Origin of the sequence: Microcoleus sp. N9_A2 (genome assembly GCF_036701775.1) — a bacterium.
GTDB lineage: Bacteria > Cyanobacteriota > Cyanobacteriia > Cyanobacteriales > Microcoleaceae > Microcoleus.
Genome location: NZ_JAUBRH010000012.1, coordinates 133,292 through 159,745, shown reverse-complemented (window position 1 = coordinate 159,745; position 26,454 = coordinate 133,292). Strand labels below are relative to the sequence as shown.

The 26,454-nt window shown below is 45.3% G+C and carries 19 protein-coding genes; 8 read left to right on the top strand and 11 right to left on the bottom strand.

Annotated elements, in window-relative coordinates; genetic code table 11:
• The first annotated feature begins 461 nt into the window (after positions 1–461).
• The 3 genes from QUA44_RS10390 (at position 462) to QUA44_RS10380 (ending at position 5,055) form a co-directional block, all read left to right on the top strand.
• A complete protein-coding gene (locus QUA44_RS10390; RefSeq protein WP_333250102.1) occupies positions 462–3,005 on the top strand; it encodes a mannose-1-phosphate guanyltransferase in 2,544 nt (847 codons plus the stop codon).
• Between the two features lie 411 nt (positions 3,006–3,416).
• Complete coding sequence (locus QUA44_RS10385; RefSeq protein WP_333250104.1) at positions 3,417–4,451, top strand: RRXRR domain-containing protein; 1,035 nt, start codon at positions 3,417–3,419, stop codon at positions 4,449–4,451.
• 46 nt (positions 4,452–4,497) lie between these two features.
• On the top strand, positions 4,498–5,055 hold the full coding sequence (locus tag QUA44_RS10380) for a single-stranded DNA-binding protein (RefSeq protein WP_333250105.1): 558 nt from the start codon (positions 4,498–4,500) through the stop codon (positions 5,053–5,055).
• Positions 5,056–5,217: 162 nt separating this feature from the next.
• Here the strand turns inward: QUA44_RS10380 and QUA44_RS10375 are convergent, their stop codons facing one another.
• The 4 genes from QUA44_RS10375 to QUA44_RS10360 all read right to left on the bottom strand — a co-directional run bounded on the left by QUA44_RS10375 (position 5,218) and on the right by QUA44_RS10360 (position 7,549).
• Positions 5,218–5,562, bottom strand: coding sequence for a hypothetical protein (locus QUA44_RS10375; protein WP_333250107.1), 345 nt, complete (start codon positions 5,560–5,562; stop codon positions 5,218–5,220).
• A 112-nt stretch (positions 5,563–5,674) separates the two neighbouring features.
• Entirely contained in the window at positions 5,675–6,445 is a 771-nt protein-coding gene (locus QUA44_RS10370; RefSeq protein ID WP_333250109.1) for an RNA-guided endonuclease TnpB family protein, read from the bottom strand.
• Complete coding sequence (locus QUA44_RS10365) at positions 6,402–6,902, bottom strand: transposase (protein ID WP_333250111.1); 501 nt, start codon at positions 6,900–6,902, stop codon at positions 6,402–6,404. Before QUA44_RS10365 ends, QUA44_RS10370 begins: the two co-directional genes overlap by 44 nt.
• Positions 6,903–7,315: 413 nt before the next feature.
• A complete protein-coding gene (locus QUA44_RS10360; RefSeq protein ID WP_333250113.1) occupies positions 7,316–7,549 on the bottom strand; it encodes a hypothetical protein in 234 nt (77 codons plus the stop codon).
• 222 nt (positions 7,550–7,771) lie between these two features.
• Between QUA44_RS10360 and QUA44_RS10355 the strand changes: the two genes are divergently transcribed.
• On the top strand, positions 7,772–7,993 hold the full coding sequence (locus QUA44_RS10355) for a helix-turn-helix domain-containing protein (protein ID WP_332984474.1): 222 nt from the start codon (positions 7,772–7,774) through the stop codon (positions 7,991–7,993).
• Positions 7,994–8,038: 45 nt separating this feature from the next.
• Here QUA44_RS10355 and lipB read toward each other — a convergent pair whose 3' ends face one another.
• A complete protein-coding gene (lipB, locus tag QUA44_RS10350) occupies positions 8,039–8,716 on the bottom strand; it encodes a lipoyl(octanoyl) transferase LipB (protein WP_333250115.1) in 678 nt (225 codons plus the stop codon).
• 149 nt (positions 8,717–8,865) lie between these two features.
• Between lipB and hpf the strand changes: the two genes are divergently transcribed.
• On the top strand, positions 8,866–9,495 hold the full coding sequence (gene hpf / locus QUA44_RS10345) for a ribosome hibernation-promoting factor, HPF/YfiA family (protein WP_333250117.1): 630 nt from the start codon (positions 8,866–8,868) through the stop codon (positions 9,493–9,495).
• A 134-nt stretch (positions 9,496–9,629) separates the two neighbouring features.
• Here hpf and QUA44_RS10340 read toward each other — a convergent pair whose 3' ends face one another.
• From QUA44_RS10340 to QUA44_RS10320, 5 genes are all read right to left on the bottom strand, one after another.
• A complete protein-coding gene (locus QUA44_RS10340; RefSeq protein ID WP_333250119.1) occupies positions 9,630–10,088 on the bottom strand; it encodes a peroxiredoxin in 459 nt (152 codons plus the stop codon).
• A 73-nt stretch (positions 10,089–10,161) separates the two neighbouring features.
• Positions 10,162–13,827, bottom strand: coding sequence for a helicase (locus QUA44_RS10335; protein ID WP_333250121.1), 3,666 nt, complete (start codon positions 13,825–13,827; stop codon positions 10,162–10,164).
• Positions 13,827–16,853: a hypothetical protein gene (locus QUA44_RS10330; RefSeq protein ID WP_333250123.1), complete on the bottom strand. Its 3,027-nt coding sequence runs from the start codon at positions 16,851–16,853 to the stop codon at positions 13,827–13,829. The genes QUA44_RS10335 and QUA44_RS10330 overlap by 1 nt, the downstream gene beginning before the upstream one ends.
• 13 nt (positions 16,854–16,866) lie before the next feature.
• Positions 16,867–17,136, bottom strand: coding sequence for a YciI family protein (locus QUA44_RS10325; RefSeq protein ID WP_333250125.1), 270 nt, complete (start codon positions 17,134–17,136; stop codon positions 16,867–16,869).
• Positions 17,137–17,158: 22 nt separating this feature from the next.
• Complete coding sequence (locus tag QUA44_RS10320) at positions 17,159–17,596, bottom strand: DUF29 family protein (RefSeq protein ID WP_332965834.1); 438 nt, start codon at positions 17,594–17,596, stop codon at positions 17,159–17,161.
• A 177-nt stretch (positions 17,597–17,773) separates the two neighbouring features.
• On the opposite strand from QUA44_RS10320, the gene QUA44_RS10315 reads away from it, so the two are divergent.
• Positions 17,774–18,346: a Uma2 family endonuclease gene (locus QUA44_RS10315; protein ID WP_333250127.1), complete on the top strand. Its 573-nt coding sequence runs from the start codon at positions 17,774–17,776 to the stop codon at positions 18,344–18,346.
• A 247-nt stretch (positions 18,347–18,593) separates the two neighbouring features.
• Here QUA44_RS10315 and pheT read toward each other — a convergent pair whose 3' ends face one another.
• On the bottom strand, positions 18,594–21,038 hold the full coding sequence (pheT, locus tag QUA44_RS10310; protein ID WP_333250129.1) for a phenylalanine--tRNA ligase subunit beta: 2,445 nt from the start codon (positions 21,036–21,038) through the stop codon (positions 18,594–18,596).
• 533 nt (positions 21,039–21,571) lie between these two features.
• Here pheT and QUA44_RS10305 point away from each other — a divergent pair.
• Complete coding sequence (locus QUA44_RS10305) at positions 21,572–23,203, top strand: serine/threonine-protein kinase (RefSeq protein ID WP_333250131.1); 1,632 nt, start codon at positions 21,572–21,574, stop codon at positions 23,201–23,203.
• Positions 23,204–23,372: 169 nt separating this feature from the next.
• The gene (locus tag QUA44_RS10300) at positions 23,373–26,444 is read left to right on the top strand and encodes an MASE1 domain-containing protein (protein ID WP_333250132.1); all 3,072 of its coding nucleotides are present in this window, start codon (positions 23,373–23,375) and stop codon (positions 26,442–26,444) included.
• Positions 26,445–26,454 lie beyond the last annotated feature (10 nt).

Below are 26,454 nucleotides of genomic sequence, written 5' to 3'. Positions count from 1 at the left end.
CACCTTCAGAAAGAGACTGCAAAATCCCCGTTGGCCACAAACTTAAAAATAACAGCCAGGAAATAGCTTTCACCGAGCAAGCAAAAAGGGACTTCTGCCAAAAGTTGATGATTCTGAGGACTTATAAGATTGAAAATTGAAGAATGAAAGAATTGGGAATGACTGATGACAGAAGGGTTTCGAGCACGGGCCTACAGTTGCATTCTTTTTTTTTACTGGTATTATCCAACATCCCTTACAAATCCGAGCTCGACCGGGGGATTGGTGGGATGCCGCAAGTTCTAATTCGGTTGAAATCGGTTGCTGTTGGGGGACGGCCTGGCCGAAGGGGATTTCCCAGACGTGTCACTACTCGAAGATATTTAAGTAAGAACTGATTGCTGGCGGCCCACGAATTACAGCAGGCAAACTTTTTCTAGCGGACAATAGCGGTAGAGAGCTTTCTAAGCAAGGAGGATTTTATGCGTGCAGTGCTGATGGCTGGGGGGTCGGGAACGAGGCTCAGACCCCTGACGTGCGATTTGCCCAAACCGATGGTGCCGATTCTAAATCGCCCGATCGCCGAACACATTATTAATTTGCTAAAAAGGCATCAGATTACGGAAATTATTGCGACGCTGCACTACCTTCCCGATGTCATGCGCGAATATTTTACTGACGGGGCAGAGTTTGGCGTTCAAATGACTTACGCTGTGGAGGAAGACCAACCGCTGGGTACGGCTGGTTGCGTCAAAAATATTGCTGAACTGCTGGATCGAACTTTTATGGTGATCAGCGGTGACAGCATCACAGACTTCGACTTGACAGAAGCGATCAAATTTCACCGCAGCAAGCAATCCAAAGCCACGTTAGTTTTAACTCGCGTTCCCAATCCGATGGAATTCGGGGTCGTGATTACCGAGGAAAATTACCGCATCAGCCGTTTTCTGGAAAAGCCTTCTAGCAGCGAAATTTTCTCCGATACCGTCAATACGGGTATCTACATTTTAGAACCCGAAGTCTTGGACTACCTGCCGGCAAATCAGGAGTGCGACTTCTCGAAAGACTTGTTTCCCTTGCTGCTGGAAAAAAACGAGCCGATGTACGGTTACATCGCCGAGGGTTACTGGTGCGATGTCGGCCAGCTAGATGTTTACCGGGAAGCTCAGTACGACGCGCTGCGGGGAAAGGTCAAACTCGATTTGACCTACTACAACCAAGTTCGATCGGGACTTTGGGTAGGTCAGAATACTTTTATTGACGATAGCGCGATGATCGAAGTACCGGCAATGATCGGCAGCAATTGTCGAATTGGAGCCCGAGTTAAAATCGATGCCGATACGGTGCTCGGAGATAACGTGACTGTCGGGGCCGACGCCAACCTCAAACGTCCCATCGTGTGGAACGGAGCAATTGTCGGCGAAGACGCTCATCTTAGGGCCTGCGTGATTTGCCGGAGCACCCGCGTAGACAGGCGCGCTCACGTCCTCGAAGGTGCTGTCGTCGGTTCAATGTCGATCGTGGGAGAAGAAGCGCAAGTGGGGCCAAGCGTGCGCGTCTGGCCGAGCAAAAATATTGAATCCGGCGCTCTGTTAAATCAAAATTTAATTTGGGGAGAACAAGCTAAGCGGAATTTGTTCGGTCAGCGTGGTGTTCAAGGACTGGCAAATGTGGATGTTACTCCGGAATTTGCGGTGAAATTGGGCGCGGCTTATGGCTCCACTTTGAAACCTGGGACTTCGGTATCGGTTTCTCGTGACCAGCGGAGCATTTCGCGGATGGTTTCGAGGTCTTTGATTGCGGGTTTGATGTCGGTGGGAATTAATGTGGTCAATTTGGAATCGACGGCAATTCCGATCGCGCGCACGGTTTCGTCTACGCTGTCGATTGCTGGCGGCATTCATGTTCGCATTTCGCCCGATCGCTCCGACCACATTTTAATTGAATTCTTCGATATCAAAGGCATCAATATTACTAAAGGAGCTGAGAAAAAAATCGAGGGGGCTTATTTTAAGGAAGATTTGCGGCGAGCTCTAATTCCCGAAATTGGAGAGATGTCGTACTTTAACCAAGCTCTCGACGTTTACAACCGGATTTTTGAGCGGCAGATGAATGTTGAGGCAATACGCTACAGCAATACTAAGGTGGTAATCGATTACGTTTACGCGGTTTCTGGAGCAATTTTGCCCCAAATGCTTGCCAAGTTCGGTTGCGATGCGGTGGTACTCAATGCCAGTCTCAAGCAGACTTCTCTAAGCAACGGGGAACGGGAATATTTGCTTGACCAACTCGGCCGGGTGGTGAAAGCACTCAGCGCTAATTTTGGAGTGCAGGTATCGGCTAACGGCGAACAGCTCATTTTGGTAGATGAGTCTGGGATAGCGATTCGTGGGGAAATGCTGACGGCGTTGATGGTAAATTTGATGCTGACTTCTCATCCCAAAGGTACAGTAGTAGTGCCGGTTCATGCGTCTTCTGCGGTGGAGGCGATCGCCCGCCGCTATCAAAGCAAGGTAATCCGCACGAAGGCGAACCCAACTGCTTTGATGGAAGCCGCTAACAGGAACCCGGATGTAGTTTTGGGCGGCAGCGGCCTTATGGGTTTTATTTTCCCGCAGTTGCATCCCGGATTTGACGGAATGTTCTGCATTGCTAAAGTGATAGAAATGATGACGATTCAGGAGCGATCGCTCGGACAGATCAAGGCGGAACTTCCCCGCATCACCCACCGCAGTTACAGCGTCCGCTGTCCTTGGACTATCAAGGGTTCGCTGATGCGACATTTAGTAGAAACTCATTCGCCCGATCGTTTAGAATTATTAGATGGAGTGAAGATTTTTAACTACAGCGACGACAATTGGGTATTAGTTTTACCCGATGCTAGTGAACCGACCGTTCATATCTTCGCCAACAGTGAGGATCGAGATTGGGTATCTGAAACGTTGAAGGAGTACCGCGCCCTCGTTCACGATTTTGTCAGTCAAGCCGAGACGGCGGTTCTCCAAGATAAATTTGGTAACGTGTAATCGGGAATTGGGCATTGGGCATTGGCAATGGGGAATTGGTAATGCAAAAGTAAAAAAATAAAATGCGTTATTTTAAGTTTTACCTTTTTACTTGAAAGTTCATGCCCAATTCCCAATCCCGAAGTCCCTGTTTGGCCAATTCCCAATTCCCGATGCCCAATTCCCAATTCCCAATTACGCACAGATAACAGGTCACTAACCCCACCCTAAAAGGGATGGGGCTTGAAAGAGGGAGCAACACCCGCTTCTTAATTCAAGACTAAAACAGTGTCTAGCCTGCGTCTTCAAGACAAACTGAGCCATCTGGGAGTGGTATCCCAACTGACGTTAAGAATACCTCCCTAGTTTTTAACCGCTCGGATGTGCCAGTGGCGAAGGGAAATACAAACCTAGAAATAGGACTTACCGTAAATGTTTGTTCCAGTCTTAGATAGCGAAAACAGACCCTTAATGCCGACAAATCCAAGCAGGGCAAAGCGTTGGATTAAGTCTGGCAAGGCGACACCATTTTGGAAAAAAGGAGTGTTTTGCGTTCGACTCAACATAGAACCATCCAACACGCACCGCCAACCAATTGCAGTTGGTATCGATCCCGGATCGAAGCGAGAAGCGTTTACGGTTAAATCCAAAGCGCATACTTATCTCAACATTCAAACCCATGCTGTTGATTGGGTGAAAGACCATGTTGAGATCAGGCGAAATATGCGGTGCGCCAGGCGTTTTCGCAACACGCCATGCCGCAAAAACCGAGCCAACCGACTGGTCAACAAATATCGACTGCCTCCATCAACTAAGGCGAGGTGGCAGTGGAAATTAAGGATAGCTAAATGGCTAACTTTGATGTTCCCAATATCAACTTTCGTTGTAGAAGATATCAAAGCCCGAACCTGGAAAAACGCACGCAAGTGGAATGTATCGTTTAGTCCGCTAGGAGTAGGCAAGCAATGGTTCTATGCAGAGCTTGAGAAAATCGCTCGTGTTGAAACTAAGACGGGCAATGATACTTATGAATTACGTCAATTGAGTGAACTCCTCAAGTCAAAGCAGAAGCTATCAAACAAATTTGAGGCACACTGCGTTGATTCTTGGGTGCTAGCTAACTGGTGCGTTGGGGGGCATTTTAAACCCGATAACACTGCATTGATAGAAGTAATTCCTCTTGAGTTTCATCGACGCCAGTTACACCGATTGCAACACGCTCCGGGTCACATCCGTTCGAGGTATGGTGGCACTTTGAGTGCGGGATTCAAACGCGGTTCAATCGTCAAACACCGAAAGTATGGGTTTTGCTACGTAGGTGGCTGGCAAGAGTCGCCTACGAAGAAAGACCCAACTCGGAAAACAATTAGTTTGCACAGCTTAGGTACTGGCAAACGGTTGTGTCAAAATGCATGGTCTGCGGATTGTAAGTTTTTGTCTTACAACTCATGGCGCATTGCAAATTAATTGTAAAGCCGTCCTAGAAGGACGGGGTTTCACACCCATTTTTCTGATGAATAGCTGCATTTTGATGGCGGAAATAATTCAACAACCGCAACTCCGTTATACTCCTGACAATCAACTTCAAATCGCTGAGATGCTGGTGCAGTTTCCAGGCCCCAAACCTGAAGATCCGCCCGAACATTTGAAAGTGATAGGATGGGGAAATTTTGCTCAAGAAATTCACGAGAAATATCACGAGGGTGATCGCGTGATTATTGAGGGGCGGCTGAGCATGAATACGATCGAAAGAGATGGTATTAAAGAAAAGCGCGCTGAACTGACAGCTCAAAGGATTTACAGTGTCGGGGCTGATGCAATGAGTTCGGCTCCCGCAGCTAGAACCGCCCCGGAACCGGCTCAAATTCGCGACACCGCCCCGGCTAATGTGCCGAGCAATGTAGTACCTTTAGGCTCGCACAAGCGCAGTTCTAACAGCGCTCCAAGCGGCTCTAACCGCACATCTAGTTCGGATTGGAACTCGCATCAGTCTTCAAATTCTGAGTCCGATCGCCAGTCGAGTTCGCCTAACGAGCCGGAAAATCCCGATTACGATCCGATTCCGTTTTAAAAAGTAGAGTGCGTCACTTTACGAGGGATCGCCAAACTTCGCCGTTCGATCGAAAGTGACGCACCTTAATTTAAGGGCGATCGCACTTCAGGAAAAAAAGGGCGATCCTCTTCGAGGGCTGCACTAACGAATTTGGCCCAACTACGAGCTAAATTGCAAATTTTACAGCTCGAACGTCACAATTTTTTTCTTGCTTTTTTCGTCGCGCAACACGACTGTATTGTAGGGTGATGTATCCGTCCCCAGCGGAATTGGCAGCTTAAAGCTACCGCTCTTATGCTTAAGTTCGCCTAAATCAATGCTTTTCGTTATATTGCCATCTGTTGCCAGATAAGCGGTAAGTTCACCTTTATAATCTTCAATCAAAAAGTCTCTGAAGAAAACGACTTCCCCAGCCTCGGCATCGATAGCAAGAATGACCGTACCGCTAAACGTTGCGCCTTTTTGTTCTTCATCAACCGTCGCCATTTTAATTTCCGAGGGGTCTTGACCGGACATATCTGCCATAAATTTTTTCTCCTGATCGGAGCGCAATAATTAACAAGAATCCTACCAGACGCTAGGGGCGATCGCAAAACTCTTAGGAGGTATTTCTGCATCGGTCTTGCTTCTCTGTGAATTACCCGACGTTCATCTGAGTACAGATAGAACGCGGGCTTCCCAATTCAACCGCAACAGCCTCTACAGTAGTAGACTTGCGTCCATACCGTTTTGGTCTTACATTGCGTCCAAGGGCAGTAGCGCTGATTCCCAACGCCAAAATCCGTAAGCCTTCATTTCTGATATTGATCGCCGCATTCACATCTCGGTCATGTCGCTGATTACAACGAGGGCAATCAAACGAGCGGACACTGAGATCCATCTTTGGGATTTGTAGCAGCGTATTTGAGCAAAGGTGAGAAGAGGGAAAAAACCTGCCTATTTCTAGATAAGTCTTGCCGTCAAACTCTGCTTTGTATTTGAGCATGGTGCAAAACATTCCCCAACCTGCATCACTAATTGCCTTGGCAAGGTTATGATTTTTGACCATGTTTTTCACTGCTAGATTTTCCACCACGATAACTTGGTTTTCGTTAACTGTCTTACGGGACAGCTTGTGGAGGAAATCCGAGCGCACTCTCGAAATTTTAGAATGCACTTTTGCCACAGCAATACGAGCTTTACGCCGCTTGTTTGTGGTCTTATCCTTTTTGCGAGATAGCTTTCGCTGTTTGCGTTTTAAGTTAAGCTCATGCTTCTTAAGATGCCGTGGGTTTTGGTATTTTGAGCCATCCGAAGTGACGGCAAAATCAATTAGCCCCAAGTCAAGCCCAATCGTCTTGCCTTCACTACTGGGTTCTGGCGAGTCAAGACCATCCTCGACCAATAGCGAAGCATTCTGAGCGACCATCAGGCATCCTCGACACCGTAACAGTCCTCAACTTTCCTTCTATGTCTCGATGAACCTTAGCTTTTACCGTTCCTAAGTAACCTGAGAATTTAATTTCGCCTTGGCTCAATAGTTTGACATTTGCGGGATATTGAAGGGATTGCCGACCATGGCGATTTTTGAAAGATGGATAACCAGTACGTCCGTCAAAAAAGTTAATGAAGGCTTGAGATAGATTTAGCACAGATTGCTGAAGACATTGTGAATAGCAAGTTTTTAGCCATTCGTGTTCAGCTTTCCAGAACGGGATCTGCTTTTTCATATCAAGAGCAGACAAACCTTTACCCGTCTCTTTGTAAGCTATTGACATAACCGCAAGTGACTGATTCCAGACCCAACGGGCACACCCAAAAGCTTGAGCCAAATGAGCTTGCTGTGCATCCGTGGGGTAAAGTCTGACCTTGACTGCTTTTAACATTCCATTATGTAAACACGGTTTACAGAACATGATAAATAATAGGGTGGTGGCATAGATTATTTGCAAAGTCGGCGGGGCATCGAACCCCTTGACTCGCACAGCGAACATCCCGTCGCTCAAGGTCGTACCATGTTTGGCGCGGGGCTTCCCGCGACTAAGCTAAGGTTAGGGAAGCCCGCGATCGCGCCTTATACCACCAATTCTCTCAATTCTTGAGTTAGTAAGTACAGACCATTAAAATTATCTCTATGATACCCCCCAAGTCTCGCAAACACCGCCGCGTTAATTCGATTCGATATTTAGCATCCTTAGTCTGGAGTTTTTAGGTGATTGGATGGGGAATTAAGCCTAATGTTTTTGATGATTTAAGAGCGATCGCACTTTGCTCAATAAAGGGCGATCGCCCTTAAAGATTATTCTTTCCAGTAACGGGTTAAAATCCGCATTACTTCACCTGCGATCGGCGATGGTAGAGGCGGGCTCCATTCCCCAACTTCTGCAAAACCTAAAACGTGCAGCAGATTAACGATACTTTCTACCGCTTTGGGAATCCCGCAAATCAACAATCGGATCGGTTGCTTTCCGGTGGGTGCGTCGGGAATTTCTTCGCGCAGGAGTTCGGGAACTGACTTTGGCTGTGATATCATGAGTTTTAACTAAACAATAGTCGGATAGCGATCGCCCTTAAGTTTTCCACGCTCGGGGGGCGATCGCTTTTCCGTTTGTACATCCTCAGCATAGTTCATTCGCTGCTGCAAATCAAGCGATACGACAAAGAATATTGCCGATACGGCAAAACAAGTGTTAGTGAAGGTTGCAGGATGTTAACATCACCTTGCAAAGTCCTGGCTAGTAGTTGAGCACCCGCAGTGATCCGTTGGAAATTGGCAGTTGTGATGGCCGATCGCAATATCAGCAATAAAGAATTGGCGGCTAGAGTTGGGATGCACCCAACATCTGTTTCTAAAATCAAAACCCGCCGCCGGCTGACAAGAATTGATGAAACAACTCTTGATGCTTTGTGCAAAGCACTAAACTGCCAACCGGGAGATTTAATGGTGTATGAAGAGGAAAATTCCGATCGCACTTAAAAAACTGACTGCGATCGTTAGTAGTAAGGTTGACAGCGACGCACCCTACAGATTCGATCGCACAATTTCCACTGCAAAAACGCGAGCAAACTCAGCGACAAGGATCGATCGCACTCGATCGACCTCAATTCCCGGTATAAATTGCTCCAAACTGCCAACCGGTCGATCGGAAATCCCGCAAGGTACAATTTGCCCAAAACCTGCTAGATCCGGGCAAACATTTAAGGCAAAACCGTGCATCGTAATCCAGCGGCTGACTTTAATGCCGATCGCCCCCACCTTGGTGCCATTCACCCAAACCCCAGTCATTCCCGGAACCCGCGAACCCTTCAGCCCGCAAACTTCCAACACTCCCAGCAGCACTTCCTCCAACTGCCGCAAATACCAGTGCAAATCCTGCTGATGACGGCGCAAATTTAAAATTGGATAGCCCACCAACTGGCCTGGACAATGGTAAGTCACCTCACCACCGCGCTCAACTCGGTGCAATTCTGGCTGAGTTTCGGTGTCAAATTTCAGAAATTCCAACTTTGATCCCAGCCCCAAAGTGTAAACCGGCGGATGTTCCAGCAAAATCAGCACATCAGGCAAATCAGGATTCTCGCGGCGTTCTTGCACCAGTTTTTGCTGGATTTCCCAAGCTTGGGAGTAAGGCACTTGTCCCCAATCGAAGAGTAAGCAGGGTTGTGCATTTAGGTTTTGAGGGATAATAGGGGAAAGCATGAAAAAAATCAATAGTGTTTTTACGGAATATTGGTGCAGTTTAAATCAAGAATTGTCAACATATAAAAAAAATTGAAAGAAAAGTGTTTTGTTGAATACATAATGCTATTGTATAAACTATACCCAAGTTACAGAAGGGAGGGAGCTCTATGAAGCTTGTTATCCAGGGTAAAAATATAGAAATCACCGATGCGATTCGCGAGTACGTCAACGAAAAGATTGAAAAGGCGGTTAGCCATTTTCAAACTTTGACTACTGAAGTGGACATTCATCTATCGGTGGCTCGTAACCCCAGGATCAATCCTAAGCAGACTGCTGAGGTGACAATTTATGCTAACGGTAGCGTGATTCGGGCTGAAGAAAGCACGGAAAGCCTTTATGCCAGCATAGATTTGGTTGCCGACAAGATAGCTCGTCAACTGCGGAAATTTAAGGAAAAACGCCACGACAACAAAATCCAGAATAGTCCCAAAACAATTGCGGTAGTTGATGAACATCCTGTAGCAGCGGATTTGATTGGCGATCGAACTCCCGAACTTCCAGCCGAGGTAGTCAGGACAAAGTATTTTGCGATGCCTCCAATGACTGTGCAAGAAGCTTTGGAACAATTGGAGATTATTGATCACGATTTCTATATGTTCCGTAATTCGGAAACAGGCGAAATTAACGTGCTTTACGAACGCAAGACTCACGGTGGCTATGGAGTTATCCAACCCCGCAACGGCAACGGCAACGGTAATAGCAAACATAGCAAAACAGCCGAAAGCGCTGCACATTAAAAATCTAGTGTTGGGAAAAGCTAGATAATTTCTAATTGTTAATGGCTGCAAGTCGTTAGCAAAAAAGGACTAAAGTCCTCACTACGAACGAAAGGTTTGTAGTAAGGACTTTAGTCCTTTCTTGGTTTTTCCACCTAACTTTTAATAGCTTCCAAAGTCTTCAGCGCCTCCGAAACGTGAGCCTTAAAATCCAACATCGAGTCAAAAATATGCTTGACAACCCCTTGTTTGTCAATGACATAAGTCACTCTACCGGGCATAATCCACATAGTAGCTGGAACGCCGTATAATTGCCGAACTTTATTACCAGTATCGCTCAACAGTGTAAATGGTAACTGATATTTTGACGCAAATTTCTCGTGGGATTGTTGCGAATCATCGCTAATCCCAATTACTTCTGCACCGGCGTCTTTGAAAACTTCGTAACTATCCCGAAAAGCGCAAGCTTCCGCTGTGCATCCCGGTGTATCGTCTTTGGGGTAAAAATAGACAATGACATTTTTTTGACCACGAAAGTCCTTGAGGCTAACTGATGCGCCAGTTTGCGACGTTAAGGTAAAATCCGGTGCCGTATCTCCTACTTTGACTGCCATATTTGTTTAACCCTGTTTGCAGGAAATTTTCATTTTTGTTATTGTACAATTTTTTATGGAAAACCGGGCGGTTTCAACCGCCGTCTTGCTTCGACAAAATCAAATTGAGTACGTTCAACTCATTAGAACTCAAAAGGTATTTATCGGTAAACATCTTTTCCCGACTTTGCTCTAAACTGTAGCTTCTAAACACGATAAACGGGAATTCGTGGTACTTATGCCCGATCGGCATTACACTGTCTATCGGATAGGTCGATCGCACGTAAGCCGACAAAATATCCCGAAACCTCCTGTCTTCCGGTTCCTCCAGCTTCGTCTGTGCAAAATACTCCTGCATTTCCTCCCCGCTGACAAAAGCAAACAAAGGTATAGCATAATAGCGATCGAACTGCTGACTCTGCTGCTCGAAATACTGAGTTTTCTCGATTTCGCCGTTGAGAATGTGCAAAAGCTCGATCGCGCCACCCCGAATAGCCGATTTTACATTCTCAGGAGAGGATTTACTATTTGCGATCGTCTCCATTTTTTTCAGCAACTGATTCTCCAAACATTTCTTAATTTCCCCATTCAGCCGCATCTGATAGTTTTCCTTCAAACTTTTATCAGCCAAAGGAACTAATAACAAACTCCCCAAAACATGACCAATCTCTAAATGATCGTAACCCAGCAAACCCTCAAGAGGATTGCACATCTGCAAAAACTTCCGATTAAAATTCTCCCGCATTTCCAAGTAAGAATTGCCCTTTGCACGAGACTCCTCAGAATTTGGCAAAACCTCATACTCTCCGCGACTCAAAAGCTCCTCCAGCCCCTCATAAACCTCCTTAAAATACACATTTTGGGGGCGACTGCGATGTTCGCTTTTCAACGCTTTAATCAAACTCGCTATTTTGCTGCTAAAAGTATCGCCCACAGCAGAAATTGACTTTCCGCCAATCGGAATCATCAAAAACTTTTCCCTACCCAAATATCCATATCCCACAATCCGCGTCATCACCGCAGTCTTCAGAATCAGCAGCAAATTCAACAAACTCAACTTGCTTTCCTGTAGCGAAAGTTCCGCATCATCAGCATAGTAAAATGCCGTATCAGACAAGTAAAAAACCAACTCCTTAGCTTCACCATCCAGCGTATTACCATCATCATCTTCCCCGCGCCCCCGATAAATCACCTGAATCACCTCCATCAGATTTTTCTCAATCTGAAAGCGGGGAATATCTACTAAAATATGCTTAGTTTTCGGGAAAGACAAGCCGCGACTTCCCGATGCAGTCATGAAGATTACTTTAACTGTGTTTTTGCACTTATGTATTTGCTCTTTTTCCTCTTCCGAAATATTCGCGTGGACTTCCAGATAATCGAGAAACGGATCGAATCTGTCGCGACTAGATCGAATTCTCACAATTAATTCAGTCAATCTTCGCTTATCCTGAATGTAGACGATAATTTGTTCTACACCAGGGATTGCTAACCGCTGATTGATATCTTCAATTATTTGAGACTGTACCCGTTTAACTAAATCATTCTTTGGATTTAAGGAAATATCTTCAGTGAATTTGACACATTCTACAAATACTTTGTAAGTTATATCTAAACTGCTAGCGGGATAGGAATTAGTATTGATTGCTTTAGCAGCTAACCGTTTGAATTCAAAAGGAGTAATCTGTAGTGGCGGGATTTCCTCTGAATTTTTCGGTAATTTTTTGAAATATATTTTATCCGGTTCCGGTGAGGTATCATTTAGGTGTTGTTTAATCACATCCGGGTCAACAATCGAAGCATCTGCTACAATAATTTTAGTATTAAAACCGTGCCGCGCATCCGCCAATTCATATTCTTTGACAATTTGAGTAATTTCTGACAAAAACTCGACACCGCCATCATCTCCCGTGACTTCATCTATCATGATGAATAAGTGTTTGATGCGACTCGATATTTCCTGCATTTTAGCAGGTATCACATTTCCTGTACGTTTGTTGAAAACATCTTGAAATATCTTGACAAAATGTTTGAGGGTGTTTTCTCCGTTTGCTGTAACTTTCAAAGATTGGATAGAAACCGTAGCGACAATATTATTAGAAATTTGACGGTTGATCAGGGTATAAATTGCATCGCAAGTGCTGTTTAGCACTCCCATAGTTTTGACGCTTGCGGGTTGAAGTACGGTTTCACCTCTTCTTTCAATTTGCCGCTGGTGATATTCTCTTCTCTGATTTTCGGCATTGTCTTTGAAAAAATGAACCGTTTTTTCTGTGAAATCTCCATCGCGGCTATTTGAGGCGTACTTGACGGTACGTCGTCCCCCATTGCTGGCAATAATATCGGAGTTTGTGTTAATACAGAATAGGCTATTGTCGCACAGCAAACCTGTTTTTTTATCTTTGAATTTCTCGATGATATCTAAGTTAACTTGCTTGCGGGGACTGACGTAAAAAAATAGGAAACCGTCGTTAATATGTGCTTTCAGGAAATTGGCGATCGCAGTTGTTTTCCCAATTCCCGGATTCCCAGTTAAAAAAACATATGTTTCCTCAAATTGCAGTGATTTTACAATCAATTCAGCATGAGCGTCTCTCAAATGCAATCCGCGAGAAATTTGCAAATCATCTGCCAGTTTATCTGATATAATATCGATCGAATTAGCAAAACCATCAATCCGCTCAGTATGAGGTATAAGGCTAGCCTCTTTCCCGATTCCTAACAGAGAATCGACAAACTTTCTGCCTTCTTTAAAACTGCGAGTCGCGTTGATTTGAATAACTCTTAAAACCTTGCTGCGAGCAGTGTTAATATCTTTATATGTGTCTTTCTTTTTGTAGATTTGCGAACAAGTGGACAAAATATTAATTTGGTCTTGACGCAGCGAAATAGCATTAACACTGCGATCGCTATAACCGACTACATTAAACAATACATTAGCTTGGCTAGATACAATTTCTGTTTCTTGCAAAAATCCATAGAAACTGTGAGCGTAGCTACCCGCTTGAATTAACTTACTGGTTTCCTTATCCTGATAGTTAAAAGCTTTAAAATACTCTTGCAACTCCTCCGAAAAATCAATTCCTAAAATGCTGGTATCAATTCCCAGGTTAGAAAAAACACTTTTCGATCGCAAATAGCTAATTTCTCTCACTAGCAGTTTCCGGACCACCTCAAATTCATGCAAATCGGGAAGCTCAGCAGCAGCGGGAGAAAACACAGATAAATCAACACACAAAATTCTAAAATTCTTGCCTTTCTGTAGCAGCAAAAGCGTATCCGCCCACAGAAATTTACCCGTTTTTGAGTAGCGATTGATGTACAAATTAATATCGGCAGTTGACAGACTGGGTTTGACAGCTTTTAGTTGCAGTAAAACTTCTTTAAAACCTTCTTTATCTTCTTTTTGATAGGTTCCAATACTGTTAGTATTAGCAAAACTGCACTGACAGTATAAAATTTTCCAATGCTGCGGTTTTGGGCCAATCGCTTTGAGGTACTCCCGGAAAAAATTCAAGCCGCCTAGAAAACCTTTGTGGATATAAAACACGCTCCATTTTTCTACTATTTTAATGTTCAAACTGCTTGGGATGTTGTGCGACTTGATAATTTCGGCTATCATCTTTGAAAGCTCAAGCTGCTGCAAATCCAGGCGGTAGGAGTCGCCGAAATTGTGAGGAATTTTTTGCTGCTGAATTCCCGCCAGAATCCCGATATTAAATCCAACTTCAAAGAGTCTGCCAAAGTTTGCTGCTATCATTATGTTCGACCTTTATCTGCTACATTTAACACTTCTCTTACCTTGTTCAAAAATGCCAGCGAGTTAAAATTCGCACGACCACCCGCGTGACTGAATTCAGATAAAGCTCCAACAGAATTATCGCCAATAATGCGATCGAATGGATCGAGCTTTAAACTAATCTGCTGGCGAGCTTCGTACTTGGAAAAGTGAAATATTGTCAAATAGTGCAGCAAAGTATCTTTAATTTCACCGTCATAAATCAAACCTTGACGAATATTTTGATCGTCAAGAATTCCTTCGTAAATATTCAACAGCGTCGAATAGGAAATCACCCCGTAGTAAAAGTTTTTTCCCCCTTGCTCTACCTTAATCCCGTTAAACAAATTGAAAAACATAGCCGCTTGCTTGCTCCTATCTGCAAATAAGCTGGCAAGCTCCGCTGTATCTTGAATATAAAAAGATTCTCCCCGATGCTTTTGGGGACTGTAGACATAGTATTTATCAAAAAATACCGGATAAATTCTAATATCTTGTCGTTCTCCTTTCAAGGTGCGGATGATGTCTTTCGACATAAAAAACAATTTCTCATCTTCATCATTTTGAGTAATGTGCAGCGTGCTCATGTAAGGTGCTTGCGAGATATACACAAAATTTCGATATCCTCGATTGTAAAGTTGGCTGACAATATCTTCGAGAATTGACGGCTGAGTATAAAGATGCTCAAGGCTGTAGTTTTCTGAGAAAGTTTTCAGCAATCCCACTTGAATAGTCCCGTCTTCATAGCGCCTAATTCCGGTAACTTCGCCTAGCAAACAGGCTTTTCTCGATGCGCGATTATCGCCCCTGCCTTTTCTCGCGTCGCTGTCTCTTGTAGATACTGCAATAATTGCTAAATTATCCAATTCTGGAGATAGCTGTAGGTCGTTAAATCGAAACTTTTTAGGAAGTATTGAATACAGCGAACTCAAACCGTTTCTGATTTTAAAAGCGCTCAAAGTGCCCCTGATGCGGAATCCCTGGGAATTTGTGCGGTGCTTTTCGCTCAAAATGTGAGACAATGTTTTGGAAAGATGCCGCATAAACTTTTCCGAAGGGAAAGGATGATCGTGGTCGCCTTCGTGAATTCTCACCATCGGCACAAATGTATTATTTGGTAAGTTTTGCAACAAGATTCGCAAGCAAATATACGACAGTAGCAAAACTGCAAACTTGTAAATAAAAGCTGCTTCCTTTTGTAAACCTCCTTTGCTGTCTAAGCGTCGGTATTCGTAGGGAAATACAACTAATTTACCCTTAAAATTTTCATTTAAAATTTCTTGAGAACGCTTGGCATTGGGAACCCAAAGTATAGGCAAAGCCTGGATATCTTTGATGTTGTATTCCATGCTGAAACTTTGGAATTCATCGGTTGAAAAATAGCGGACATCTTCAATGATAATATTGACTGGCAATTGACAGATAGCTTCTGGGTTGACATTCGGCTGTCCCACGGAAATATACTGAAGCGTTTCCTTGGGATTGCGTTGTACTACTTTTTTGAAAAAATCCCCCGTCGTCAAGGTATTATTTATTTTTATGAGGATGCCTGTTTCAATCAATATGTGTCGCGCTTCTGCACGGGGCTGCCAAATAGTTTTTGCTTTAATGAAGTCTTTTAAGAAGTTTTTAAGAGTGTTAATTTTTGTCTCGATATTAAATTTCTCAAATCCTTTAATAAAATTGCGAAATAGCTCTTTTTTCGCATCTTCGTTAGATTCATTGAGTATGGGAAATACCTTGCGATCGAAATTGGCGATCGGATCGTAATCAAGTTCAGATTCTGCGTTATAATTGGGATCTAGCGGATTGCTGTTAGAAGCAAATACAAAATAGTATAAAAATGCTATTTTTAGTACCTTGCGAAAGAAAGTTTCGTGGTAGGCAGGTTCCTCTAATGCGGCTAAGTGTTCTGGGCTGTCAGGATTTAGTAGGCTGAGATTGTAGTCAAATACGCTATTAGCGCCGTGGGATGGAACTGGGTTGCCAAACTTGAGTTTTAAGCCAAATACAAATTGGCGATCGCCTTCATAAGTATCAGTCGTTTCTCCCAGATTACCTGCTATAATCGGAATAATGGGCAGCGCATCCAAAGCTTCCGATCGCGAAAACATATCTTTATAATTAACCTCAATTCCCTGATAATTAACCAGGTAATCTCCCTCACCTTTATTCTCGGTGTCCTTGATATACTTTTCTATCAACCGCAAACGCCGGATTAAATCTTCCAAATAAATGCAGCCGCGAGTATCTGCTTTATCCGGGCTGATATTAGCTAAAATATACTCCAAATAAGTAATTTTAGCTTCTTTCTTGAGTTGTCCCAGAGTTTCCTTATCGACAACTCGAACCAACCGATGAAAATCAGAATTTTTATCTGTCACCATTTCCTCAAGCAGGCGATTCAGTGCTTCCTTGTCATCGTCAGTTTCAGCTTTTTCATCAATATAATTTTCTAAACCCTTTTGTAACTCTTCTTCAAAAATATCTGCATTTCGGACAGAAACCGTCACCTTGTGAAACTTCAGCAGCGAATCGCTGCCAGTGCCCAAGGGTTCCAAAGTCAGCTTTTTTTTCTGTAAATTATGATGTTTTTTGTCGAAATCGTATTTGAGGCCTAACTGACTTCCGCTGCCTTTAAGAGACTCTAGAGGACTGGTTAAACTAGCTGCAAATTTTTCAACTGCAACATTTTGTCCTAAAATTAATTCTAAGTTTTGCTGCAAACATTCTTTGATCTGCCTGACTTTGCTGGGAAAACTCGCCTCAACTTCCTGCAGAAAATTGACCGTAGCAGAATGTGCTTCACGTTCAGAAGAACCCAAGGGTGGCCGTACTTCCTTTTGGGCAACATCCGCAGCAATCGTGTCAATATCAATTAACAAGCGACGGCGGTCTTCTGATACGTTAAACGGGTTCTTTACCTGCAAAGTTTCTAAAATCTTGTCCAGCAAGTCGCCATAATCTACTGGAACCAGTTCGTCGTCGCCTAGTCTTAAGATATTCACCCTGTTAACTCCTTTAAAACGCTTGAATCCACTCTTTAATGTCGTATTCTGTCCAAACCTGATTTACCCAATAGGGATCGGTTTCAACTAATTCTCGCACTTGGGCTTCGTCTGCGGCTTCGTAAATCGCGAAAACTTTAGTTAAGTCTTTGGTGGGGCCGATGGTAATCAATACACCCGATTCTTTTTGCTTGGCAAGTCCGGCTAGGTGCGCGTCTCGAAATGGTGCGCGTTTTTCGAGAACGTCTTGGCAGTAGCTTCCCCACATCACATATTTAGTCATATCTGTCAACCTCTCAAACAATCTAAATTTCAGGTTGTTTATCTAAAATCAACCCGATCGCCATTTTCATAATATCATCTCGGTTCACCATCTTGGCAATTTCTTCGACATCATAAATTCCTTCAAAAGCCTCTAAAGCCGCCGACTTCAACCCAGATTCATAGGCATCCTCCAAAGTCTCGACTAATTCCTCTTCCGTGAGATAAGTGCCTTTCGCTTTATGTCGCTTGTTAGTGCGTTGAATTTGCTTAACCGCATTAAAAATCGAAGTTTCCCAAGACTTAGTAGTACGGTTTTCAGCAACTTTTTTAATCAGATGCAGTAGCAGAATAATCCCATAACTAAAAATTTTATTAAGTTTATCGGACTTACTCATTTCTTCCAATTCTTCCACCAACACTAGAGCCTCCGCAACCTTACCTCGGTGTAGCAACTCCTTCAACTCCATTAATTCTTCCATAAGTTTGACATTATCGCTATTTAAATTATTAGTCCCACGGGGCCCAGAAACCGGGTTTTTTACCAAAAGACCTTGTTATAACCCGCGATTCGACTAAAAACCCGGTTTCTTCAGTCGGAGTACGGGACTGATTATAACTTATACTATAATATTACTAAATTCATAGAGGAGCAAGCTATGACTTTATTAGACATTCGGCTGTTGACGGTTCAAGAATATGACCTGATGACGGAAATTGGTATTCTTGATGAAGATGAACGGGTGGAATTACTGGCAGGGCAGATAGTAAAAATTGCAGCTAAAAGCATAGCACATGGTGCAACAATTAAATGTACAGTAGAACTACTGCAAAATCGTTTAGGTAGCTTGGTATTAATGAGCATACAAGATCCTGTTCGGCTCAATGATTACTCTGAACCTGAACCGGATATTGCTCTACTTGTCCGAGATCCACGTTACTATGCAGCCCGTCTTCCAACTGCTGCTGATATTTATCTGATTGTCGAAGTTGCAGATAGCAGCCTGAAAACGGATTGCGGGATTAAAGCGACCATTTATGCTCAGTCTGGAATTGCTGATTATTGGGTTTTGGATGTGAATAATCAGCAACTTCATCTTTTTAGAGAACCGAGTCAGGATGGTTATCTGAGTCGGGTGATTCTTGGTTATGATGCGAGTATTTTTCCTTTGCAATTTCCTGATATTTCTTTTTGTGTGTCAGAGATGTTGTGGCAGTTAAATGATGATTAAATTGTGCCGTAATCTAAGACTCGCTTGGCCACAGAAACCGGGTTTCTATGAATATATTGGTTGGGTGGCGGGAAATGTTGGAAGAAACCCGGTTTCTCAGTCTTTGGAGTGAATTTAGGACTAGCTTGGCCGCAGAAACCGGGTTTCTATGAATATATTGGTTGGGTGGCGGGAAATGTTGGAAGAAACCCGGTTTCTCGGTTTTTACGTGTGAGTTAGGGGAAGGTGCGCAGTGCGCACCCTACGGTTAGCTTCTGAGGCTGACTCCGAATTTTTCGACTAGGATGTCGCGGACTTTTTGTTGGGCTGGTTCGACATCGGTTTCGCTTAATGTTCGATCGCCCGCGCGGTAAATTAACCGAAAAGCCAAACTCCGCTGTCCCGCCGGCACGTTGTCGCCCCGATATTCGTCAAACAGTTCCACGGAATCCAGCAAACTACCCGCCGCCTTTTTCATCGCACTCTGCATCTCAACAACCGCAACCTCTACAGGCGCGAAAAATGCAATGTCTCTGTCTGAAGCGGGGAAACTCGAATAACCTGCGAATTTGCGAGTTAAGTTGCTCGATCGCGCTAATCCACCCAACAGCACCGCTAAATCTAATTGAAACACGTAAACCTGCTCAGGCAAATCCTTTTCTTGCTGCAATTGCGGGTGCAACTGTCCAAAAACTCCTAAATGTGTCCCGTTTAACGATAACGCAGCGGTGCGGCCCGGATGCAAGCGTGTATCCGAGGAATCGCTTTGATATTCCACCGCCAAACCCAACGCCTGAAACACGCTTTCCAAAACCCCCTTGGCCTCAAACCAAGTCAAAGGTCGATCGCGCCCTCCCTGCTGCCATTTCCACACAGTCGGATCGCCGCCGATAATCCCCGCAACGGCATCGGCTTCCTTCATTGCATCCCCATCTTTCCAGAAAATGCGGCCGATTTCAAAACCGTTTAGTGCCCCATTTCCCTGTTCCAAATTGTACTGGAAAGCATCAATCAAACCCGACAGCATTTCTGTCCGCAAAGCCGAATACTCCACAAACAGCGGATTCGCCAGCACCACCTGATTATCTCCCTCAGTTTTCACCAAAGAATAGTGCATCAACTCCGTCAAACCTGCCGCCCGAAAAGCCGATCGCACATTCCGAATTGCCGCATATTCCGACGACAGATAACCGGGTTCCGTTTTGCTAGGTAAAGTATCGCAGAAATTGTCATAACCGTGGAGTCTGGCAACTTCTTCAATTAAGTCAATTTCCCTTTCTAAATCGCGGTAGCGGTAAGGAGGAACAGTTATCGCAAACACCCGTTCTTTTTCCGTCGCAACAACTTCGCATCCCAAGGCTGTGAGAATATTTTTTACCTCTTCCGGTTCCAGATATTTAGAACCGCCCGTTTCTCCTCTTTTCAACTGTCCCAAAACCAGATTTACTCGATCGAGACGCAATTCGAGCGATCGCGAAAAACTCAAATCTTCGCCGGAACTCGCCGTTTTCTGCACCGTTGCAGTGCCTCCAGCCAACTCCAAAATTAGGGCTACAGCGCGGTTGCAAGCCGTCGTCAAAGCCGCCTGATTCACCCCCCGTTCGTAGCGGATCGATGCCTCGCTCCGCAGGCCTTGAGCGCGCGCAGAACGGCGAATCGTTGCCTGGTCAAAAATCGCTGCTTCCAAGACTAAATTTTGCGTTCCTTCGTGAACTTCCGTGTCTTCGCCGCCCATTACCCCAGCTAAGGCAACGGGTTTGTCGCTAGCAGTAATTAACAGATTTTGTGCTTGCAAATTGCGGTTTTGTCCGTCCAAAGTTTTGAAGGATTCGCCAGTTTTGGCAAAGCGGACGCCGATGCTGATATCTTGAGTACCCGTGAAAGATTGCAGGCGATCGCGATCGAAAGCGTGCAGCGGTTGTCCCCACTCCAATAAAATGTAATTAGTCACGTCAACCACATTATTAATCGGCCGCACTCCCGCCGCCTGCAACCGCTGCTGCAACCAAGCTGGAGAAGCAGCAATTTTCACACCTTCAATTGCCGTGCCGATGTAAATCGGGCATCCTTGCGCTTGGGATATTTCTACTGCCAAACCTGGACTTTCTTTGCCCTCAATCACAACACCATTCGCTTCGGGAATTCTCAAACTCGCCCCAGTCAGCGCCGCCACTTCCCGCGCTACACCCACCATGCTCAAAGCGTCAGCACGGTTGGCAGTTGCTGTCAAGTCTAAAATCACATCGTCTAAACCCAAAAGTGGGCGAATATCGCTGCCCAATTCGGGATTTTCTAACTCGAAAATGTGAATGCCGGCTGACTCTTTAGATAGTCCCAATTCCGCCAGAGAGCAAATCATTCCTTCGGAAGGAACGCCCCGCAATTTAGCAGGTTTAATCTTTAAATCAATAGTCGATAAATAAGTGCCGACAACAGCGACAGGCACGTAAATGTCTGCCCTAGCGTTCGGTGCGCCACAAACAATATTTAAAGCTTCTGAGGAACCCACATCCACTTGACAAACTCTCAATTTGTCTGCATTCGGATGCTGTTCGCAGGCGATGATTTTGCCCAAAACTACGCCGCTTGCCCACGGGCGGCGGTCTTCAATATCTTCGACTTCAAACCCGGCCATTGTCAGAGTTTCGGCTAATTCTTCTGGGGATATTGTCACATCGACCAATTCCCGCAGCCAGTTTAGAGAAATACGCATAATTTAGTCAGTAGTTAGTTGTCAGTGCTCGGTAGTTATTAGTCAAAAGTTGGTGCCTACAGGCTACGACTTTTGAGTCCCAGAATTTATTCGGGAAAGCTTTTAATAGCATACTAATTCAAATTTGTCAAGACTGTTATGGTACACATCAGCAAAAATTAGGGATCTGCCCAAAGGTCGATGGCTACTGGGGGATGAGTAGCATTCTCATTCAGAGAATGAGGTATGCTAGATACATCTAACAACGCAAAAAGCACTTAAGTTTAGAAAGACTTTACACAAAAAAGCACAACTTTAGCAAGTCTTTAAACTATTTTCAAGGATAATCAACCGAAAAAACTCACAGCAGCGAGATAATCAAAATAGGGAAAAGATATCTGCCTAAAAGACTTAGGTGCAATTCCAATTCGCAATCGAAGGCACGGCTTGCCGAAAACTGATAGATTAGTATGTCTACCAGAAGCAGGAACAGGCTATTTGTGCAGTCGAGCGACGCTGACAAGATCAGAACAACATAGGCAAACTCAATCAATATGAGCTACTGCGTAAATCCGGGCTGTCCCCATCCTCAAAATCCTGCTGACTCTATTCTCCAGTGTCAGACTTGCGGTGCGCGGTTATTGCTGCGCGCTCGCTACCGAGTTATTGAACCGTTAGGACAAGGAGGTTTTGGAGCTACATTTCTGGCAAAAGACATCTCGTTGCCCGGTCAACCGACTTGCGTGGTTAAGCAATTGCGACCCAGTAGTTCGTCGCCGCGAGTTTTAGAAATGGCGCGGGAATTATTTAAGCGAGAGGCAAAAACCCTCGGCCAACTGGGCGACCACCCGCAAGTACCGAGGCTGCTAGACTATTTTGAAACCGAACAGCAATTTTACTTAGTTCAAGAGTATGTTAAAGGCTCGACTTTGAAACAAGAAGTCAAGCACTCAGGCCGTTTCAACGAATCCGACGTTAAAAATTTTCTATTAGAAATTCTGCCAGTAGTGCAATATATCCACAGCCAAGGAGTAATTCACAGAGACATCAAACCCGCCAATATTATTCGCCGAGTTCAAGACAGCCACTTAGTTCTGATTGACTTCGGAGCGGTAAAAGACCAAGTTAGCCAAACCCTATTATTAGACCCCGCCGACCAAGGCGCCAACACGAAATTTTCAGTCGGCACATTTAGTTTCGCTCCCCCGGAACAAATGGCGCTGCGGCCGATATTTGCCAGCGACATCTACGCCTTGGGCATGACTTGCTTGTACTTGCTGACAGGAAAATCGCCCAAGGATTTAGATTTTGATGGAGTAACAGGCGAAATTGTTTGGCAGCCACACGTTCAGGTGAGTCCAAATTTTGCGCGGATTCTCCATAAAATGCTGAAGCCGATGGTTGGTCACCGCTTCCAATCGGCAGCAGATGTCCTCAGAGCTCTCTCTGGCGAATTTGAAGACCCAAGTCTTGTCGATGGCTTGGCAACTCAATTCAACGGCTCTTCTCGTACTGTTGAAGAACCGACAATATTTAATGACGAGGGTTCTTCGTGGTCACCGCCGAGGAGCAAAAGTAATCAAGATTTACGATCGAACCACACCCGCGCTGGTAGAACTTCCTTCAGCCAATCCGGGAACACGGGGATGCAGCCGAGAGTTTCCCGAAGTCTGGCTGAGTCCGGCAGAACTTTCGGAACCGTTGGACCTTCTAGCGACAATTTAGCAGCGTCAAAGCTATCGAAAGTTGCTCCTAAGTGGGACACCAACAGCTTGCGATCGGCATATTTTAAAGGCAAGCGCGATTTTGCTGACTGCGAACTGTCGGGTTTGCAACTGCAAAAAGTGCAGTTAGCGGGAAGTAATTTTTATCAGGCTAGGTTGGTGAAGGCAAATTTGCAAGCAGCGGATTTGTCGGGGGCGAATTTGGGTCACGCGAGGTTAATTCAGGCGAATTTGCGAGATGCTAATTTGACTGAGGCTTATTGCAGCACTGCCAATTTTGAAGGCGCGGATTTCCGAGGTGCTGATTTGACGGGGGCTTATTTGACTAAGGCGAATTTGCGGGGAGCAAATTTGTGCGGGGCGAATCTTACGAACGCTACAGTTTCTGAGGAACAATTGGCAATGGCAAAGACCAATTGGCTGACTGTTAAGCCGGATGGTAAGCGGAGTTTTGGATTTTAAGCAGTAAGTAGTAAGTAGTCAGTAGTAAGTAGTCAGTTGTCAGTAGGCAGTTGTCAGTAGGCAGTTGTCAACAGTCAACAGTCAACAGTCAACAGTCAACTCCCCCAGTCAGGTGATTCGTCAGGAGGAAGCCCGATCGCCCCAAAGCCGCCTAAATTAAAAACTAGGAATGGAGGATTCGATCGCACTAAACATGAAATTGCTCAACCCCCGCACTCGAATGCTTCTGTACACCGGCATCCTGGCCCTGGCCTACTTTGTTACCGGAAAACTCGCAGCGTCGATGCTGGGACTGGTGAAAGCCGAACCCTCCCCCGTGTGGCCGCCAGCCGGTATTGCTCTAACGGCACTGCTACTGCAAGGGCGACGGATGTGGCCGGGAATTGCCCTCGGTTCGGTGCTGTTAAACTCTACCGCCGGTATACCGTCGGCTGTCATTGCCACATCGGCCTTTAGCGTCACCCTGCAAGCGCTGGCTGGAGAGGCTTTGCTGACTTGGAGCGGATTTTCTACCAAACTCGATCGACTGCGAGATGTTCTGGCTTTGGTAGCGGGCGCTGTCATCGGGTCTACTTTCCTCGGCTCTATCCTCGGCAACTTGGGTACGTGCATTTTTGGTTGGGCTCAGTGGAGCAATTTCCCTCGGAACTGGTGGACTACGTGGCTCGGAGACGGCATGGGAATTTTGATTGTGACGCCAGTGCTGCTGACTTTAAAGCACGCCGTTAATAATTTTAAATCTCCACTAAAAAAACCTATTATTTCATCTTTTATCACATTTTTTAACAGAGAGAATAATCAACTACCAATTACTAATCGCAGCCACACATTTTCTGCAACTGAAAACCGTTATAATCTATTATTTTTAATTATTAATTATTCAGAAATAGCGCTGTGGCTGACTCTCTTGCTGAGCGTGAGCTGGCTGTTTTTTTGCTCAAAAACACAAGCGGCGATCGCTCAGTATCCGCTGGAGTATCTGCCTTTTCCTCTGATAGTTTGGGCTGCCCTGCGGTTTCAATCGGCGGGAGCGATTTTTGCTTATTCGATCGTGTCTTACATCGCGATTTGGGGAGCAGTGCAGGGAGGCGGCCCGTTTTTGGCCAAAAGCGATAATCTCAAACAGGCGGTTTTATTTTTACAAGCTTTTACCGGTACGATCGCCCTTGTGGCTCTGATGTTGGCTGCCACCGTAGCAGAACGCCAGCAAGCACTGGTGGAGGTGCGCCGCACGGCCGCCATGCTGCGCGATCGCGAAGCTAGTTTAGCCAACGCTCAGCGCATCGCTCAGTTGGGAAATTGGGATTTAAATTGCGCCGCCCTCACAGCCACTGACAACTCCGAAGAATCCGCAGAACATCATATATCCAATATCGAATTGCGGTGGTCAAACGAACTTTACCGCCTCTTGGGTTTTGCTCCGGGAACTGTCAAACCGACACCAGAAGTTTTTTTGCAAGCCGTACATCCAGAAGACCGAGAATTGGTGGCGCGATCGCAGTCTCAAGCTATGTTTGAGCGCAAACCTTATTGCATTGATTACCGGATCGTGCTTCCAGACGGCGGAGTGCGTACTGTCTGCGAACAGTCGGCAATTAACTCAAACGTCATTTCCGCCACAGTGCAAGACGTTACCGAACGCCACAGCGCGGAAGTGGCTTTGCGAGCGTCCTCCGATCGCGATCGCTTGCTCTCAGAAATCGCCCTGCGAATTCGCAACTCCCTCGACCTCGAAGAAATTCTCAATACTACTGTTGCCGAAGTCCGGAAATTTTTCAAGGCCGATCGCGCTTTCATCGGTATTGTGGACGCGGACGGGGTAAATCTTCCTAGCCCGGTGTACGGTAAAATTGTCGCTGAGTCTGTCGGTGTCCAATACCGTTCTATTTTGGGGTTGGTGCTCACTGACGAGAATCACCTCGAAGCGCAGAAAACTTTTTATGCTAACAACCGCGTCCGAATTGTCTCCGATGCTGCTACGGTGCAAGGGGCCGATCGAGTTGTCGAATTATACAGCGACTATCAAATTCGGGCGACGTTAAATGTGCCGATCGTCCTGGGAGATGAATTGTTCGGGATCTTGGCCGTCAACCAGTGCTCTGGGCCCCGGCAGTGGCAGGAATTTGAAATTGATTTGTTGGAAAAACTTGCTACCCAAGTGGCGATCGCTCTCCAGCAAGCCCAACTTTTGCAGCAGGTAAAAGCTCTCAACGCCAACTTGGAATCTCAAGTGGAGGAACGCACCCGCCAACTACAGCAAAAAATGCACGAACTGCAAGAAAGCAACTGCCTGAAAGACCTATTTTTGCACGCAGTTTCTCACAATCTCCGCACTCCAGTTATGGGAATGTTAATACTGCTGAAAAATTTGCTCAACAAATCGGCCTCTGACTCTCTACAGGATGTTCCGGTTTCTCGATCGATTTTGCAGCGGATTGTTCAAGCCAGCGAACACCAGTTGACTATGGTTAATGCCCTACTCGAAGCTCACGCTAGCGAGGTCAAAGGTATTGTTCTCAATACTTTACCGCTGCATTTGCCGTCTTTAGCTTCAGCCATTGTTGCCGATTTAGAACCGATGTTGGCAAAAAATCAAGCAACTTTAACTCAGGAAATACCAGTGGATTTGCTACAAGTCAAGGCCGACAGCAAACACTTGCAGCGGGTGCTAGAAAATCTGTTGACTAATGCTATTAAACACAATCCTCCGGGAGTCAATATCACTTTTAAAGCCGAGGTAATTGCAGTTGAAACAGCGCTAAGTTATGAAGAAAATTCACAGGTTTTAACATCGCCCAATAATCCGCTTGGCCGCTGTATCGCTAACCGGATATCTACTGCGGGCGATCGTCCTAGGATAGGCGAAACCACCCAGAAAAATCAGGAAACCCTGGCCAAATTTAACCTCGACGGCAGTTGCAAAATGCCCCGCTATCAGGGTCAAATTGGCAATATCGGCAGCAAATTGCCCGGATTCACCGTAAAAATGGTTCGCTGTACTGTAACAGATAATGGAGTGGGAATCAGCGCCAAACAGCAGGAATCTCTATTTGAACTTTACGTTCACGACCCTAATAGCCGACAATTAACAGGGCTGGGTTTGGGCTTGTACCTCTCCAAGCAAATTATCAAAGCTCACGGCGGCGAAATCGGCGTCGAAAGCACTCCCGGCGGTGGTTCGACTTTCTGGTTTTCGCTACCTGCTGTTAACTCGGACGATCGATCTTTGTCAATTCTTTAATCTAAAATCT

Bases quoted from the DNA above. Each gene is read 5' to 3' on its own strand.
- pheT (WP_333250129.1), bottom strand. From the start codon at position 21,038: ATGCGTATTTCTCTAAACTGGCTGCGGGAATTGGTCGATGTGACAATA.
- QUA44_RS10360 (WP_333250113.1), bottom strand. From the start codon at position 7,549: ATGATATCACAGCCAAAGTCAGTTCCCGAACTCCTGCGCGAAGAAATT.
- QUA44_RS10315 (WP_333250127.1), top strand. From the start codon at position 17,774: ATGACTTTATTAGACATTCGGCTGTTGACGGTTCAAGAATATGACCTG.
- QUA44_RS10340 (WP_333250119.1), bottom strand. From the start codon at position 10,088: ATGGCAGTCAAAGTAGGAGATACGGCACCGGATTTTACCTTAACGTCG.
- lipB (WP_333250115.1), bottom strand. From the start codon at position 8,716: ATGCTTTCCCCTATTATCCCTCAAAACCTAAATGCACAACCCTGCTTA.
- QUA44_RS10365 (WP_333250111.1), bottom strand. From the start codon at position 6,902: ATGTTAAAAGCAGTCAAGGTCAGACTTTACCCCACGGATGCACAGCAA.
- QUA44_RS10320 (WP_332965834.1), bottom strand. From the start codon at position 17,596: ATGGAAGAATTAATGGAGTTGAAGGAGTTGCTACACCGAGGTAAGGTT.
- QUA44_RS10305 (WP_333250131.1), top strand. From the start codon at position 21,572: ATGAGCTACTGCGTAAATCCGGGCTGTCCCCATCCTCAAAATCCTGCT.
- QUA44_RS10325 (WP_333250125.1), bottom strand. From the start codon at position 17,136: ATGACTAAATATGTGATGTGGGGAAGCTACTGCCAAGACGTTCTCGAA.
- QUA44_RS10385 (WP_333250104.1), top strand. From the start codon at position 3,417: ATGTTTGTTCCAGTCTTAGATAGCGAAAACAGACCCTTAATGCCGACA.
- QUA44_RS10375 (WP_333250107.1), bottom strand. From the start codon at position 5,562: ATGGCAGATATGTCCGGTCAAGACCCCTCGGAAATTAAAATGGCGACG.
- QUA44_RS10370 (WP_333250109.1), bottom strand. From the start codon at position 6,445: ATGGTCGCTCAGAATGCTTCGCTATTGGTCGAGGATGGTCTTGACTCG.
- QUA44_RS10380 (WP_333250105.1), top strand. From the start codon at position 4,498: ATGAATAGCTGCATTTTGATGGCGGAAATAATTCAACAACCGCAACTC.
- hpf (WP_333250117.1), top strand. From the start codon at position 8,866: ATGAAGCTTGTTATCCAGGGTAAAAATATAGAAATCACCGATGCGATT.
- QUA44_RS10300 (WP_333250132.1), top strand. From the start codon at position 23,373: ATGGAGGATTCGATCGCACTAAACATGAAATTGCTCAACCCCCGCACT.
- QUA44_RS10390 (WP_333250102.1), top strand. From the start codon at position 462: ATGCGTGCAGTGCTGATGGCTGGGGGGTCGGGAACGAGGCTCAGACCC.
- QUA44_RS10335 (WP_333250121.1), bottom strand. From the start codon at position 13,827: ATGATAGCAGCAAACTTTGGCAGACTCTTTGAAGTTGGATTTAATATC.